The sequence below is a fragment of the Vagococcus vulneris genome, assembly GCF_003950515.1.
Taxonomy (GTDB): Bacteria; Bacillota; Bacilli; order Lactobacillales; family Vagococcaceae; genus Vagococcus; species Vagococcus vulneris.
Genome location: NZ_NGJS01000004.1, coordinates 38,542 through 54,792, shown reverse-complemented (window position 1 = coordinate 54,792; position 16,251 = coordinate 38,542). Strand labels below are relative to the sequence as shown.

The window sequence follows — 16,251 nt, the reverse complement described above, 5'->3', positions numbered from 1 at the left end:
GAAACAACTATAAAAAATAGACACACCTATTATTAAACAGATATGTCTATACTCGTGATTATTTTTGATCTGATTTTAAGCCGCTTTCTAAATCAATAGTTAATTCAATTGAGTCCAGATCTTTACTGATCATTAAAACACCATCGCCTAATGGTAAAATAGTTACGGTCAAATCGGGATGCTGCAAAACTGTATCATATAATAAATTGAGTTTTCGATGAATGGTTCGCTGTCCACGAGGTATGTCTTCACGCTTATGCATAACTGTCCCAGCTTGAAAAACATCGTCAATCATGAGAACTCCATCTTTTCTAAGCAAACGAAGACATTCTGGTAAAAATTCAATATATTTTGACTTCGCACTGTCCATAAAGATAAAGTCATACGGTCCTGTCAATGTTGGCAAAATATCTTTCGCATCACCTTCTAATAAGGTAACCCGATCAGCAACACCTAGTTCAGAAAAATTATGTTTGGCTTTTTTTATCATCACATCAAAACGATCAATTGTGTCCACTGTACCGCCATCTTCCATAGCTAAAGCCATCAGACTTCCAGAGAAGCCAACAGCTGTCCCTATTTCTAAAATTTGTTTTGCTTTTATCTGTTTAATAAAAAAACTTAAAAAAGATGCTGTCTCATTCGGAATAATCGGTACACCGGCTGTAGTTGCTTCCTCTTGTAATTTACCAAGTTTGCCTTTCATTCCGGGTTGTCGATGTCTTATTAAATTTAAAACATCTTCCTGAATAACAGGTCGATGCATCATTTCATTTCTCATTATTTTCTTTCTTCCTTTCTCATTCTCCTAGTCGATTATACAAATTTTTGATTTGTTATTCAAACTTTTTAAATAAAAAATTGGTATATTCGTAAAACATGTTGTATTATTTATATTGTACATAAATAAATGAAAGAGGTATAGTTGTAATATGAAAAAGGATAAGTATTACGAATTACTGCGCAAACAATATCCTACTACGAGTGATATTGTAAGCGAAATCATTAATTTGAAAGCGATTTTAAACTTACCAAAAGGAACAGAACACTTTGTTAGCGACATTCATGGAGAGTATCATGCCTTTCAGCATATTTTGCGCAATGGTTCAGGAAATATAAAAACCAAAATTCATGATATTTTTAAAAATGACTTAACCAAACAAGAACAAGCTGAACTGGCAACACTTGTCTACTATCCAATTGAATCTCTTGAAAAATCAACACATACAGATGAGTGGTATAAAGTTAAACTTGATCAATTAGTCAAGTTAACTCATTTTTCTGCCTCAAAATACACACGTTCAAAGCTTCGTAAAGCTATTCCTGAAAGATTTTCTTATATTATCCAAGAACTTTTGTACCAAAGTGAAAGTTCAAAAGATAAAGAAGACTACTACAACCAAGTCATTCAAACAATTATTGACTTGGGACAAGCTGATGCTATTATCTGTGATCTTAGTTTTGCTATTCAAAAATTAGTGGTAGATCATTTGCATGTAGTCGGCGATATTTATGATCGTGGGCCTGCTCCTGATAAAATTATTGAAAAATTAATTAAACATCATTCAGTGGATATTCAATGGGGAAATCACGACATTATTTGGATGGGTGCTGCTGCCGGATCACCCATTTGTATGATGAATACTATTCGTATTTCAGCACGCTATAATAACCTTAATATCATTGAAGATATCTATGGAATTAATTTACGTCCTCTTTTAACGTATGCTGAAAAATATTACGATGATAACTCAGCTTTTAGACCTAAGTTAAGCGAAGAAGATGAATGTAGTTGTGAAGAGTTATTAGAAACAACAAAAATTCATCAAGCAGCAGCTATTCTTCAATTTAAACTCGAAGAACGTTTAGTAGAACGACGTCCTGAATTTAAGATGGAACATCGTAAATTATTAAGTGCAACGAATTTTGATACTGAAGAAGTTCAGATCAAAGGACAGCTATATCCTCTGGAAAACACTTGTTTCACTACAGTTAATCCAGATAACCCACAAGAACTAACAGATGAAGAAATGGATGTCATCAATCGATTGTTGACAAATTTCATCAATTCAGAAAAATTAAAACGGCACATTGATTTTCTCTATGAGAAGGGTCGCATGTATTTAGTCTATAATGAAAACTTACTCATTCATGGTTGTGTTCCCTTAAACGAAGATGGGTCCTTCATGTCTTTTCCGCTTAATGGTAAACATTATTATGGAAAAGAGTTACTTGATTTATTTGAAATATCTCTTAGAAATGCTTATAAGCAGCCTGAAGTTATCAATGATTTTGACACTGACTTGATTTGGTATTTATGGTCGGGCGAATGTTCGTCACTTTTTGGAAAAAAAGAAATGACCACATTTGAGCGCTATTTTATTGCTGATAAAGCAACCCATGAAGAACCAAAAAACTCATATTACGTTTTACGTGAACGACCTGAAATTATTCATAACATCCTTCAAGAATTTGGCTTGTCTAGTCACGACAGTCATTTAATCAATGGTCACACGCCGGTCAAAGAAGTAAAGGGAGAAAACCCAATTAAAGCTGATGGAAAAATGCTGGTCATTGACGGCGGATTCTCCAAACCCTATCAAAAAACGACGGGATTAGCAGGTTATACACTGCTTTATAATTCATATGGTATGCAATTAGTTGCTCATAAGTCTTTTTCATCGATAGATGATATTTTAACAAATCATGATGATATTATTTCTTTACGTCGAGTTGTTGATAAACCACTCTCAAGAAAGAAAGTAAAAGATACAACAGTCGGCAGACAATTACAAGAAGAGATGCGGGACTTAGAACAACTATTAATCTATGTAAAACAATAAAAAGGCTTATCCTTAAAAGATAAGCCTTTTTTTAACTGATGTTTTTATTTCTTCGATTGTTGCCATTTTGTGCTGCCAGCATTTCGTTGACAAATCAACTGGATATTTCTGAGGATTCAAATTCCGTTTATATTCTTCCCAAAGAGATTCTTGATTTTTTGTTGCACGTGTTTTTATCTCTTCAATACTTGGTGAGTTATAAACACGATTTCCTTTAAGATAAATATCTTGCAAAATTGGACGCGCATCAAAATCAGTTACTGTTTTATTAATAAATGTATGTACCGGATGAAACATATACAGCTCTTTTTCGCTTCTAGGATCTTCTTCCCAAAGAGTCACGTAATCACCTTCAGATTTACCGTCTTTTTTTCCGGTAATTCGCCAGACTTGTTTTTTTCCCGGTGTCGATACTTTTTCAGCGTTACTGGATAATTTAATTGTATCCACCATATTTCCATTGTCATCTTCGATAGAAACTAATTTATAGACAGCTCCTAATGCTGGTTGGTCATACGCTGTTATCAATTTAGTTCCTACACCCCATACATCGATTTTAGCACGCTGCATTTTTAAATTTAAAATTGTTGATTCGTCTAAGTCATTCGATGCAAAAATTTTTGCATCAGTATACCCTGCTTCATCCAATTGTTTACGCACTTTTTTCGAAATATAAGCCATGTCACCACTATCAATACGAACACCAACAAAATTAATTCTATCACCCATCTCATTGGCTACACGAATAGCATTTGGAACACCAGACTTTAATGTATCATATGTATCAACTAGAAAGACACAGTTCTTATGTGTTTTTGCGTATGCCATGAAACCTTCGTAATCATCTCGATAAGCTTGTATAAGACTATGTGCATGAGTTCCAGAAACTGGAATCCCAAATAATTTGCCTGCACGAACGTTGCTCGTCGCATCAAATCCACCAATGTAGGCGGCACGAGTACCCCAGATAGCAGCATCCATTTCTTGTGCACGCCTCGTTCCGAATTCCATCAAAGCATCGTCTTCACAAACCGCTCGTATTCTAGCCGCTTTGGTTGCAATTAATGTCTGGTAATTGATAATATTCAAAAGTGCCGTCTCTACCAATTGACATTGTACCAAAGGACCCTCAACTTGTAGGATAGGCTCATCAGCAAAAACCATTTCTCCTTCTAATGCGGAACGGACTGTACAAGAAAACTTAAAATTTTTTAAATAAGTTAAAAAATTTTCAGGATAATCCGTAGCTTCTCTAAGATAATCTATATCGCTATCAGTAAATATTAGATTATCTAAATAGTCAATAACTCTTTCTAGACCTGCGTATATTACATATCCGTGTTTAAAAGGCATTTTACGAAAATAACACTCAAATACTGAATTTGTTTGATCTTGTCCAAGTTCCCAGTATGTTTTCATCATATTTAATTGGTAAAAATCTGTATGTAAAGCTAGACTATCATCTTTATACGTTTTAGTCATAATTTCTCCAACCTTCATTTTTCTTATAGTTACTATTTTACGTGTCTTTTACAATATTCTCAACTTTTTCATCATAGTTTTTTAGATTTGTTTGTTTTTTTAATATGATTCTAAGGAGAGTTGACCAAGTCTTATCATTTTTGTTAGATCTGTTAATCAGCACAATGATAACAGTGGTTGAATTTAAACTTAGCACTGTATCAAAATCAGATGATTTTAATACAATAATCATTAGTACACTGTTTCACGTAATAGAAGCCACGTTTTAACCAATAAATTCATTGCTACTTTTGTACTCTCTTTATTTTTCACTAATAATTTACTCTTTTTTACAAATTATGCCGCAATTATATCTGATGTCATATTAGATAATCTAGGTTAGAAATCGGAAGTCAGCTAAGAGGTAAACTTGTTTCAGTCACTACTTTTAGACGTGTGTTTCAAGACGTGTCTAGCGCTATCAGTTTAGTAAAACTATTGACTCTATTTTTAAAAGTTCTCTAATTACAAATTATAGTTATCTACTATTAGCTATCAATGAATCAAGTATTTCCTATCATTATTTATGTGATTATTTTTATCTGGTTATTCAACATCTCTTATTAGTAATTATCTAGGTGCTACGTATCAAGCATTATATGTACTATCTTAATTTTTTTATATCACTACTATCATTTCATTTTTTTACTTAATAGAAATAAGACCGATTCTGTCTGAATCGGCCTTATTCTTAATGACTAGTATTTTTAAATTTAGTTGAATTGGTTAATCAGTGCATCAAATAACAATGCGCTAGAAGCTGCACCAGGATCAATATGTCCAATCGCACGCTCACCAAGGTAAGATGCACGACCTTTTTTGGCTACCATGTCTTTAGTACTACTTTTTGCATCTTCAACAACTTGTTTAGTTAAGGTATCAGTCATTAATGCACTCGCAACTGGTAACCAAACATCAACCATTGTCTTATCACCTAACTCCGCTTTCCCACGCGCTTGAATCCCCTTTAAACCTTCAGTAATAATCTCACCTAATTGCTTAGAAGATGTAATAACTTCAACATCTTTAGTCGCTTTAGTCATAGACATAAAAGCAGATCCATACAACGGTCCAGATGCACCACCAACTTTTGAAATTAACGCCATTGATATAACTCTAAACGTATCAGTGATTGTTTCAGGCTTTTTCTTTTCTATATCTTCCTGATAGGCTTTCATTCCCCTTGCCATATTATTTCCATGATCACCATCACCAATAGGAGTATCTAAGTCACTCAAATAAGCTTTATTTTCATCTATTTTTTCTGTAAACTCATTCAACCAATTTTGAATATCTTTTGCTTCTAAATTCATTAAAAATTCTCCTTACCATGAAATAGTTTTAACTTCACTATTAAGAGCATCTAGCCAATTGCTATCTGTTAAATTAATTATTGTCAATGATAACCCTTCCATATCAAGTGATGTCATATAATTACCAACTTTATAAAATTCAACAGTTATTCCTTGGTCTGACATAATTTTTTGAACATCATTCATGTAAACAAATTGTTCCATCAACGGTGTACCACCCATGCCATTAACTAAGATACCTATTCTTTCCGGACGACTATGATAATTAGCTAATAATTTTTCAACCATATGTTGTGCAAGCACTGCCGAAGGTTGAATTTTTTCTCTATGATATCCTGGTTCACCATGAATACCGACTCCATACTCAATTTCATCTTCTGGAAGATCAAATCCTGGTTTTCCAACTTCTGGTACTGTTGCAGCTCTCAATGCAATACCAATTGTTTTTATTTGCTTAACTAAATTTTCACCAATTTCTTTTAATTCATTCAGTGATTTCCCCTGAGCTGCATAATAACCCAAAATTTTATGCACCAATATTGTTCCTGCAACACCACGTCTACCTGCTGTATATGTACTGTCTTCAACTGCAACATCATCATCAACAACCACAATTTCTACTTTTATATCATCCATATCAGCCATGTCTTTTGCCATTTCAAAATTTAAGATATCACCTGTATAATTTTTGACTATTAGGAGAACTCCTTCTCCTTCATCTGCCGCGTTAATCCCCGTTAGAATTTGATCTGGTGTTGGCGATGTGAAAACATCTCCTAAAACTGCAGCACTCAACATACCATTGCCAACAAAACCTGCATGTGCTGGCTCATGGCCACTACCACCACCAGAAACCAAACCCACTTGTTTATTAATTTGATTTTTAGCGATAACTCTTGAATCATCCACACGATGAATCAATGATGCATAGCTTTTTACCATACCTTCTAGCATTTCTTCAATAATTTGACTAGGATCATTCAATATTTTTTTCATTATTAAGACCATCCTTTTTTACCGGATATTTTGGCTTCGCTAATTATTTTATCAATATCGTCTGTAACACTTGCGGTAATTGCTGCAGCAAATGCACCTTCCACTAGTGGAGCATCCACAAGATAATAACGTGCCTGCTGTGATTCTTCAATCATATCTTTTGCCATTTCAGCACTCATAACTGCACTACCCAAATCAGCAAAAACTAAGAATGCATCAGACTCAGAAGAAGAGTTAATTGCGTCAATTAGCTGCATTGGATCTGAACCAAGCTCACCCGTTGATGTACCACCTAGTGACAAGACTTCGACCTGTTCTGATTGATTCATTTGATCTATCATTTCTTTTAGTCCATCTGTAATAAGTTTACTATGTGACAATAAAACTATTTTTTTATGCATACAGTTCTCTCCTAATTTAAACTATTTTATCTTATTCCGCTCCTTGTAATCAGCACCAATTTTATCAGCTACAATAATTGCATTTGCCACTTCTTCCTCTACGATTGGGAATGGCATAGAATGAATTGATTCTTCAGCAATACATGCAATTTTAGAAACAGCAAGTGCCTCTTCATAAGAAATAGAATCCACTCCTAAATCTGACAATGTCATCGGTAGACCTACTGATGCACAAAATGCTAACACAGCTTCCAACTCACAAGTATCTGCGTCTTCCAATACTAGTTGAGCAATAGTCGCAAAAGCCACTTTCTCCCCATGTAACGCGCCATGAGCGCCTTCTAACACTGTCATTCCATTATGGATGGCATGTGCAGCAGCTAAACCACCACTTTCAAAACCAAGACCTGATAATAGGATATTTGTTTCGATGATTTTATTAAATGCTTCAGTTACTAAGTTAGCATCACATGCAATTTTTGCTTGTAATCCGTCTTCTTGTAAGTATTTCCAACATAAATGTGCCATTTCTAATGCAGCATAAGTACCACTTGCATTTGGTGTTAATCCTTCACGTGATCCCATCGGTAAACTAGCATTAACACGTGAATATGAGTTATGTGTTGCACGTGCCTCAAAATAAGTTGACATCGCATCACCCATACCAGCAACTAAGAATCGTGTTGGTGCCTTTGCAACAACTTTAGTATCAACTAGGACAACACTGGGACTTTGTTTAAAATAAGCGTAATCATCAAATGAACCATCCGCATGATACAATACTGCAGAATGTGATGTCGGAGCATCTTGTGCTGCAATCGTAGGTACAACAATTAAATTTTCACCTTCAGCAACCACTTTAGAAGCATCAATTGCTTTCCCACCACCTAAACCAATAACACAATCTGTTTGCTCTTTTTTAGCAATATCTTGCAATCGTTTTGTTTCTTCTCTTGTCACTTCACCACTGAAACCGCCTTCTATAAATTTCACATCAAATTTCTTAGCAGTTTCATTCAATTGAGGGCGAACTCGTTCGACATCTGACGGATTACCAATCAATAATGCAGATTTTCCAAAAGTAGTAATAAAATATCCTAAATTCAACAGTTCATCTTCGCCTTGTACATATTTTGTTGGTAAAATCAATGCTTTTCTCATGTTATCTCTTCCTTTCTTCTTTACATATCCATAATAAAACGTTTTCACAAAGAAATCATTAGCTTTTTCGACTACTTTCTATTAAAATTAAATTGACTTATTATGTTATATATCACTTTGTTGATTATTGTAAAAAAATAAAAAAGCTAGCAGGAGGTCTATTTATGAGAATGACTTATGAATTAGAAAGTGTTTTAGACATTGAAAAATGGGAGAAAGTACAAGAATCGATTGCACTTGCAACTAAACTTGCGATTATTTTAGTAGATTACAGAGGGCGACCTGTTACTAGTCACAGTAAAGTTCAACCATTTTGTCATTTAGCTAGAAGTACACCAAAACTAGCTGAACTTTGTGAAAAGTGTGATGCACGAGGTGGTTTGGAAGCTGTCAGAACTGGTGAACCATTTATTTATCGGTGTCATTTTGATATTATAGACCTTGCTGTTCCAATCATGCTTGACGGTAACTATGTTGGTGCAATAATGGCTGGTGAAATCAAATTAGTAGATGGTCATGACAAACTAGAACAAATACTAAATTTACCAGATAATCCGCTAATTGAAGAATTTAAAAAAAAGCATAGTACAGCATATAATAACTATCCTCAACTTACTCTAGAAGAATTAAAGAAAAATGCACGCATGATAGAAATGATTAGTGAATACGTGATTTCTGAAGCTATCAAAAAAGATTATTTAGTTAAATCTTACAAACATAGTTTACAGTTAATAAATAGTAATAAAATTGACAATACACATTATGAAAAAATACCTACCGATTCTTTATCTTCTATCAGGAAAGATATCGATGCTACAATTATTGATCAAAAGATAAATTCTACTGATGATGGATTTACTGCAAAGAACCAACAGCTACAACCAGCAATTGATTTTATCTATACTAATAAGTCGGATATTGTCTCTTTAAAAGATTTAGCAAAATTAACAAATTTGAGTTCAAGCCACCTTAGTCGTTTACTTAAAGAGGAGTTTGGAGAATCATTTCAATCAGTATATATACGTCTTAAGATAAATTGGGCAAAAGATTTACTTGACAATAGTTCATTATCCATAGGTACTATAAGTGAACGTTTAGGATATACTGATGTTAGTTACTTTGTTCGATTATTTAAACGACAAACCGGTTTTACCCCTTTAAAATACCGTCAATTACAACAAAAAAAGGACTAACTGAGAAACAGTTAGTCCTAAATTTTTTAAAAGAATTATTTTAATGTGATAGAAGCGCCAACTTCTTCTAATGAAGCTTTTAGTGCTTCTGCTTCTTCTTTAGAGATACCTTCTTTTAATGGTGCAGGAGCGCCATCAACTAATGCTTTAGCTTCTTTCAATCCTAAACCAGTAGCTTCACGTACAGCTTTAATAACTTTAACTTTGCTTTCTCCAGCTGCAGTTAATTCTACAGTAAATTCAGTTTGTTCAGCAGCACCTGCATCAGCAGCTCCACCAGCAACAGCTACAGGAGCAGCTGCAGAAACGCCAAATTCTTCTTCAATAGCTTTAACTAAGTCATTTAATTCTAAAATAGTTGATTCTTTTAAATCAGCAATAATTTGTTCAATGTTTAATGCCATTATGTTTTCCTCCGTTAATAATCATCATGATTATTGTTTATTTTATTTGTTTTAGGCAGCGATTAAGCTACGTCTTCTTCTTTTGCTTCTGCAACAGCGTTGACAGCATAAGCCACGTTGCGTACAGGCGCTTGTAATACAGATAGTAACATAGAAAGTAAACCTTCGCGGTTTGGTAGTTTTGCCAAAGCAACGATTTCTTCAACTGAAGAAATATTTCCTTCGATCACGCCACCTTTAATTTCTAATGCTTCTGCATCTTTAGCAAAATCGTTTATGATTTTTGCTGGTGCAACTACATCATCATTACTGATAGCTACGGCAGTTGGTCCAACGAAAGTATCGTTTAGTCCAGCTAAACCAGCTTCTTCAGCAGCACGACGTAAGATACCATTTTTGATAACTTTCATCTCAACGTTTGAGTCACGTAATTGTTTACGTAAGCTTGTTACTTCTTCAACTGTTAAACCACGGTAGTCAACCACCACGATTGATGCAGCTTCTTTTAACTTAGCGGCAACAACTTCAACTTCTTGAGCTTTTTTTGCGATTGATGCTTCACTCATTATATTTTCACCTCCTGAATTAATAGATGGTGGAATTTTTTACGAAAAAAAACTCCATGCCACCGTTGACATAGAGGGACTATTGATAAATTCAATATGGTCCTCGGTAGGAAATTAAGACTTTCGTCACCTACTGTCTTCGGCTAGTTATTAAGTTTAACCTAGGTAACTATACCATAGCTAGTTACCTAAGTCAAATTATTTTTTTAATTCTTAGAAAGAAAATTTATCTACTTTGATACCAGGTCCAAAAGTAGTTGTAACAGTTAAGCTTGTGATATATTGACCTTTTGTTGCAGCAGGTTTAGCTTTAGAAATAACATCGTTAATTGTGTTAAAGTTTTCAACTAATTTAGCATCATCAAAAGATACTTTTCCGATTGGCACATGGATAATACCTTGTTTGTCAACACGGTAAGTTACTTTACCAGCTTTAACTTCTTCAACAGCTTTAGTAACGTCCATTGTTACAGTGCCAGTTTTAGGGTTAGGCATTAAACCTTTTGGACCTAAGACACGTCCTAATTGACCAACTTGAGCCATCATGTCTGGAGTCGCAACAACTACATCAAATCCAAACCATCCGCCTTTAATTTTGTCAACCATGTCAGCATCGCCAACGAAATCTGCTCCAGCAGCTTCAGCTTCTTTAGCTTTTTCGCCCTTAGCAAAAACTAAAACTGTTTGAGTTTTACCAGTACCGTTTGGTAATACAACAGCACCACGAATTTGTTGGTCAGCTTTCTTAGGATCTACATTTAAGTTATAAGCAACTTCAACAGTTGCGTCAAATTTTGCAAAATTTGTTTCTTTAGCTAAAGCTACTGCTTCTGCTACCGGGTATTCTTTTGTTACATCTACTTTTTTTAATGCGTCTTGCATTTTTTTACTCTTTTTAGCCATTTTTGTGTTTCCTCCTTGATTGTGGTTATAGCGGCTTAACCTCCCACGCATTTATACCTTTCAATATAAATCGACTGAGAAGCTACTTCTAGGTTTGATTGAGAATATTATTCTACAACGATACCCATGCTTCGTGCAGTACCTTCTACCATGCGCATTGCTGCTTCAACGTCAGCTGCGTTTAGGTCTTGCATCTTAGATTCAGCAATTTCTTTTACTTGATCTTTAGTTACAGTTGCAACTTTTTTAGAGTTTGGCTCACCAGAACCTTTTTCGATTTTAGCTGCTTTCTTTAATAATACAGCTGCTGGTGGAGTTTTTGTAATAAATGTAAATGAACGGTCTTCATATACAGAGATTACAACTGGAATAATTAAACCAGCTTGATCTGCAGTACGAGCATTGAATTCTTTAGTGAATCCCATAATGTTGATACCCGCTTGACCTAATGCTGGACCTACTGGTGGAGCTGGAGTTGCTTTTCCTGCAGGAATTTGTAATTTAACTAATTTTTCTACTTTCTTTGCCACGAGACATACCTCCTTGAGTCCGTGATGTGGTTTAATGGAGATGAAAATTTCTCCTCCCACGCTTCTTTTTATAAAAAAGAAGCACGTGTCTTCACACGTACTTCATTATTATACATAAATACTTTATAAAAGACAATACTTTTATTAATTTGTTTTTACTTCAGCAATGACTGCTTGTTCGATGGTCAATTTACCGTTACTTGTCACCTGGATATTTTGACCGTCTCTCTTTTGATAAAAAGTAAAGGTCATCGTATCACGTTGATTAATAAAAATTTCAATGGAAGATTGGTCACGAATAAACTCTAATTCTAACTGGCCGTTTATCAACGGCGCATTCATTGAACGCTCAACTAGATGTTTTTTTTCAACACCTTTAAGTGGATACCCCAGATTACCACGATTAACTGTTAAAATCTCACTCTCTAAGTCATAGCTTAAGAATAAATCTTCCTGTTCAATCTCAAACAATCTCAAATTAAATGCGGTCGCTTCGACAGGGGTAATAACTAATCTTGCATAACTCTGTGAACCCATCAGAGGTTCGCTAACCCAGCTGTTTTCATCCGTTACTGCTACTTGATATTGTTCAAACTGCATATCTAATGCTTCGTACAGTCCTTTAACCGGTCTTTGACACAAACGGTTATCAGTTACTGATAATTCTCTGACAAAAGTCATCGAACCTGACCAACCATGACCTAATTCATGCGTCGGAATATTGCGTTTCCACATTTGCATCCAAGCAATCATAAGGCGCTGTCCTTGATCATTTTCACACGTTTGCGGCGCATAAAAATCAAGTCCTCCATCGATTTCATGATAATTTTCGACGGTCAGCTTACCATTAACCCAATCCATCTCGCCGATAAAGGCAACTGTTGAACTCATATTATGGTAGCTGTGCCCTTCTGCATCCATCTCAATCGGTGACATGATAAGTACATCTTTACCGTCCAATTCAAATAGATCAGGACACTCCCACATAATTCCTTGATGCTGTTGCCCTTCTAACAAGACTGAATAAAATGACCAATTAATCAAATCCTTCGATTGAAACATCAAAATCCGGCCTAAATAATTTTCAGTTTTTGTTGCAACAACAGTGTAATAAAACCCGTCATGTTCGAATACCTTTGGATCGCGAAAGTCTGCAATGTCACCATGTGTTTGCAGCTGTCGCTCATCAATTATAGGGTTGTCCGCTAATTTATTAAAGTGGATGCCGTCTTCAGAAACTGCCAAACACTGTACTTCACGTCGTCTATCATCACGGTCACAATGACCCGTATACATCAAGTATAATTTGTCATCTTTAACAATCGCGCTGCCAGAAAAGCAACCGTCTAATTCGTAGTCAAATTCTGGTGCTAAAGCAACCGGAAGTTCTACCCAGTTGACTAGGTCTTTTGACTTAACATGTCCCCAATGCATTGGACCCCATTCACTGGCATAAGGATAAAATTGATAAAACAAATGGTATTCACCACGGAAAAACACAAAACCATTAGGATCATTTAACCAACCAATCGGCGGCATAACGTGAAAAGCATGACGGTAGGTATCAACCACTTGCTTCCGTTCATCTTTAATATATTGATTTGCTTTTTCTAATATATTCATTAAGTCCTCTCCTTTATCAATATTATTCAGCCCTTAATAAAATTCCTACATTTTAATAATAACATACTGTATTTTTATTTTCTTTTTTAATAATCGCTATTTACACAAATATGACAACTTGCGCTTTAAATCGCTTCATGATAGAGTGCCTATAATGATTAATTTACTTATGGGGGCATAAATATGATTCGAAATGCAGAAAAAAAAGATGCAAAAGAAGTAATTCCTTTAATTATGATTGTTTTACGAGATATGGAACTCAACATATTTCAAAAATTGTCTGAAGAAGAAATTATCAGCCTTTTAGAAATAGCCTATGTTGAATTTCCAAATTATCGTTATGGTTATAATCGTGCAATTGTTAAAGAAATTGATAGTCAAATTGCCGGGATTGCCTTCGGATATCCTGATGAAATAGAAGATACCATCGACGATGACTTTATTCAATTATTAATCAGTCAAGGGCTATCTGAAGATTATCGTTTCTTTAACGAAAAGGAATGCTTTGCTGACGAATGGTACTTAGATACTTTGGTAACCTCACCGCATTTTAGAAAACAAGGAGTAGCTGCCGAGCTGCTTTCAGCATTGCCCAAAGTTGCTGTCAACAGCGGTCGAAAAATTATTGGTCTAAATTGTGACACAGTAAATGATAAAGCTAAAAGTGTTTATTTGAAACAGGGTTTCAAAAAAGTCGGTGAAATGATTCTAGCCGACCATCATTACAACCATTTACAATTAAATATAGACTAAAAAACCCACTCTGTTCGATATAACAGAGTGGCTTTTTTTAAAAATTTAATAGTTATACAATTTATAAAAATGTTAATAGAAGATAATTCTATATTACATAGGTAAATTTATTACATCAAAATACACTAATAGTAAAGCAATTGTCGGAAAAATATTATTTAAAAAATGAAACAACATTGAATCAACAATTTTTCCTCGTCGTTGAAAAACATAGTACATCAGTAAACCTAAAATAAAATACATAAAGAATGAAATAATATTTTCACTTAGATGGACCGATGCAAATGCAAGAGATGTCAACAGCCATAACAGCCAGTTGGGCACCACTGAGCCAAACATGGCTTTAGGCAGCCCTCTAAACATTATTTCTTCAAAAAGTGGAGCACCAATTGCAATTGATATACTCAAAAGAATAACAATTGTTGAGGAACTATCTTTTCCAAATAAACTTTGAATTGCTGTATCATTGGCTGTGGTACTTACACCATATATTTTTTCCATCAGAATCGTTCCAAATGTTACAAAAATTCGACCAATTAAAAAAGTACCGATGATAATACCGACAGTTTTAAAATCAATTGACCAAGATGTATCATTTGATAGTTTTCGGTACAACCAAATAAAAAGCCAAGCACAGAGAATAAATACTATAAGAAATACAATACTTACTATCATATTGCCAAACGATGAAGTTTTTTTAAATTGCGCCATCATCGAGGGAATCATAACTATTGTCATCGGTATCTGAGAGACAATAAACAAACCGATCAAAATCAGTATATTTAAAATCACTTTCCAAAACTTCATAATATCTTCCTTCCTCTTTATAGTGTTTTAATAAAAGTTTCTAAAATTCCAGTAGAAATATGGTTAGGATTTTCAACATCTATAATTGTTGTACTGTCTGCCTCATCGTCTAGTGTATAAGTACCTAATGCATCAAAACAATTAATTGTCTGATTAAATCCTTGCTTTATCATTCCGATTGTCTCATACAAGCGATAGTCCATAAAAATAATATAACACGTATACAGATCAGCATTTTTACGCATAGCAACAGCGATAGGCGTATCCCTATTGTTCTCAGAAATCCATTTCGAGATAAAATAATCTACTGCATTCAATAAGTCCATCGGCTGCGCACTAGTTAAAGAAACTGAAGAATGATTCCAGTTTAATAGTCTGCCTTTAACTGTAGGAAAAATTATTATATCAAATAAATTTATGTTTTTTGCAGATTCGATGGGAAATAATTGATTAGCACCTTCTAAATAACTATGCTCAAGCGCTGTGTGTGCATTATCAATAAAACCAATCATGTAAGATGAAAACACGTCAACAAGTTGAATAGCTCGGCTTAACAGCTGTCGTCGATTTAAATGTTCATGTTTTTCTGGTATAAATATACCTTGCTGACGCTGAAAACTAATCGGATTAAATCTGAAAAACCAGCTGTCTCCTAATAAATTCATTCTGATTAAACGCATATTTCTGTCAAAAACCTGTTGTTCTCTATTAATATAGCCTTCATTCGCTGAACATACTGGACAATATCTATGACCTTCCACAAATGGTACATCTGTAATTGATGACATCGCAATTTTTTTTACATTCAATGGGTAGGGAACAGTCAAATTTTCTGTACGAGTTGTTTTAGGTACTCTCACCTGTTGATTTTGCAAACAAATATTGTAAAAATAATCAAGCGCTACTTGCGGATCATCATTGAAATGTTGTGAAAACATCGCATTTATAACTGCTGGTGGCGGTGTTAAAAAATCTAAGAGCTTTGTCTTATAGTTCTCCAATGATTCAGATGACGTCATCGCACCATTTGAACAGGCAACCTTTACCAATTCTTCAATTAAAACACTTGCTTCACTAGGAATATTTTTTACAAGGGTTTCCCGATTAAACGCCGTTTCATGCAAGAGATCTGCTAATTGATTTTGCAAATATACTCGATCCATTTCCATCCAACCGCCTGATTGAATAGCTAACGTTGCAAAATCATTAATTAATTGGCTTTTATCCATATTACTTT

At 34.5% G+C, this 16,251-nt stretch carries 16 protein-coding genes and 1 other annotated feature; of the genes, 3 read left to right on the top strand and 13 right to left on the bottom strand.

Going from position 1 to position 16,251, the window contains the following annotated elements; genetic code table 11:
* Positions 1-58: 58 nt before the first annotated feature.
* Positions 59-781: an O-methyltransferase gene (locus CBF37_RS04170; RefSeq protein WP_125983468.1), complete on the bottom strand. Its 723-nt coding sequence runs from the start codon at positions 779-781 to the stop codon at positions 59-61.
* Positions 782-932: 151 nt separating this feature from the next.
* Here CBF37_RS04170 and CBF37_RS04165 point away from each other — a divergent pair, with 151 nt between their 5' ends.
* A complete protein-coding gene (locus CBF37_RS04165) occupies positions 933-2,843 on the top strand; it encodes a fructose-1,6-bisphosphatase (protein ID WP_125983467.1) in 1,911 nt (636 codons plus the stop codon).
* Between the two features lie 12 nt (positions 2,844-2,855).
* On the opposite strand, the gene CBF37_RS04160 is transcribed toward CBF37_RS04165, so the two are convergent.
* From CBF37_RS04160 to CBF37_RS04140, 5 genes are all read right to left on the bottom strand, one after another.
* On the bottom strand, positions 2,856-4,325 hold the full coding sequence (locus tag CBF37_RS04160) for a nicotinate phosphoribosyltransferase (RefSeq protein ID WP_125983466.1): 1,470 nt from the start codon (positions 4,323-4,325) through the stop codon (positions 2,856-2,858).
* 752 nt (positions 4,326-5,077) lie between these two features.
* Positions 5,078-5,677 (bottom strand): dihydroxyacetone kinase subunit DhaL, encoded by a 600-nt coding sequence (gene dhaL, locus CBF37_RS04155; protein WP_125983465.1) that lies wholly within the window; start codon positions 5,675-5,677, stop codon positions 5,078-5,080.
* 12 nt (positions 5,678-5,689) lie between these two features.
* Positions 5,690-6,673, bottom strand: a complete 984-nt coding sequence (gene dhaK, locus CBF37_RS04150; protein ID WP_125983464.1) for a dihydroxyacetone kinase subunit DhaK — start codon at positions 6,671-6,673, stop codon at positions 5,690-5,692.
* Between the two features lie 2 nt (positions 6,674-6,675).
* Complete coding sequence (gene dhaM / locus CBF37_RS04145) at positions 6,676-7,074, bottom strand: dihydroxyacetone kinase phosphoryl donor subunit DhaM (protein ID WP_125983463.1); 399 nt, start codon at positions 7,072-7,074, stop codon at positions 6,676-6,678.
* Positions 7,075-7,095: 21 nt separating this feature from the next.
* Positions 7,096-8,235 carry a glycerol dehydrogenase gene (locus CBF37_RS04140; RefSeq protein WP_125983462.1) on the bottom strand — a complete coding sequence of 380 codons (1,140 nt, stop codon included), beginning with the start codon at positions 8,233-8,235 and terminating at the stop codon, positions 7,096-7,098.
* A 170-nt stretch (positions 8,236-8,405) separates the two neighbouring features.
* Here CBF37_RS04140 and CBF37_RS04135 point away from each other — a divergent pair, with 170 nt between their 5' ends.
* Positions 8,406-9,428, top strand: coding sequence for a PocR ligand-binding domain-containing protein (locus CBF37_RS04135; protein ID WP_125983556.1), 1,023 nt, complete (start codon positions 8,406-8,408; stop codon positions 9,426-9,428).
* A gap of 35 nt (positions 9,429-9,463) precedes the next feature.
* Here CBF37_RS04135 and rplL read toward each other — a convergent pair whose 3' ends face one another.
* The 5 genes from rplL to CBF37_RS04110 all read right to left on the bottom strand — a co-directional run bounded on the left by rplL (position 9,464) and on the right by CBF37_RS04110 (position 13,454).
* Positions 9,464-9,832, bottom strand: a complete 369-nt coding sequence (gene rplL, locus CBF37_RS04130) for a 50S ribosomal protein L7/L12 (RefSeq protein ID WP_125983461.1) — start codon at positions 9,830-9,832, stop codon at positions 9,464-9,466.
* 62 nt (positions 9,833-9,894) lie between these two features.
* Positions 9,895-10,398 carry a 50S ribosomal protein L10 gene (gene rplJ / locus CBF37_RS04125; protein ID WP_125983460.1) on the bottom strand — a complete coding sequence of 168 codons (504 nt, stop codon included), beginning with the start codon at positions 10,396-10,398 and terminating at the stop codon, positions 9,895-9,897.
* 37 nt (positions 10,399-10,435) lie between these two features.
* Positions 10,436-10,559, bottom strand: a sequence feature (ribosomal protein L10 leader region).
* Between the two features lie 52 nt (positions 10,560-10,611).
* On the bottom strand, positions 10,612-11,301 hold the full coding sequence (gene rplA, locus CBF37_RS04120) for a 50S ribosomal protein L1 (protein ID WP_125983459.1): 690 nt from the start codon (positions 11,299-11,301) through the stop codon (positions 10,612-10,614).
* A 107-nt stretch (positions 11,302-11,408) separates the two neighbouring features.
* The gene (rplK, locus tag CBF37_RS04115) at positions 11,409-11,831 is read right to left on the bottom strand and encodes a 50S ribosomal protein L11 (RefSeq protein WP_125983458.1); all 423 of its coding nucleotides are present in this window, start codon (positions 11,829-11,831) and stop codon (positions 11,409-11,411) included.
* A gap of 144 nt (positions 11,832-11,975) precedes the next feature.
* The gene (locus CBF37_RS04110; protein ID WP_125983457.1) at positions 11,976-13,454 is read right to left on the bottom strand and encodes a glycoside hydrolase family 32 protein; all 1,479 of its coding nucleotides are present in this window, start codon (positions 13,452-13,454) and stop codon (positions 11,976-11,978) included.
* Between the two features lie 183 nt (positions 13,455-13,637).
* Between CBF37_RS04110 and CBF37_RS04105 the strand changes: the two genes are divergently transcribed.
* A complete protein-coding gene (locus tag CBF37_RS04105; protein WP_125983456.1) occupies positions 13,638-14,207 on the top strand; it encodes a GNAT family N-acetyltransferase in 570 nt (189 codons plus the stop codon).
* Positions 14,208-14,300: 93 nt separating this feature from the next.
* Here the strand turns inward: CBF37_RS04105 and CBF37_RS04100 are convergent, their stop codons facing one another.
* Positions 14,301-15,014 (bottom strand): CPBP family intramembrane glutamic endopeptidase, encoded by a 714-nt coding sequence (locus tag CBF37_RS04100; protein WP_125983455.1) that lies wholly within the window; start codon positions 15,012-15,014, stop codon positions 14,301-14,303.
* 17 nt (positions 15,015-15,031) lie between these two features.
* On the bottom strand, positions 15,032-16,243 hold the full coding sequence (locus CBF37_RS04095; RefSeq protein WP_125983454.1) for a hypothetical protein: 1,212 nt from the start codon (positions 16,241-16,243) through the stop codon (positions 15,032-15,034).
* Positions 16,244-16,251: the final 8 nt, after the last annotated feature.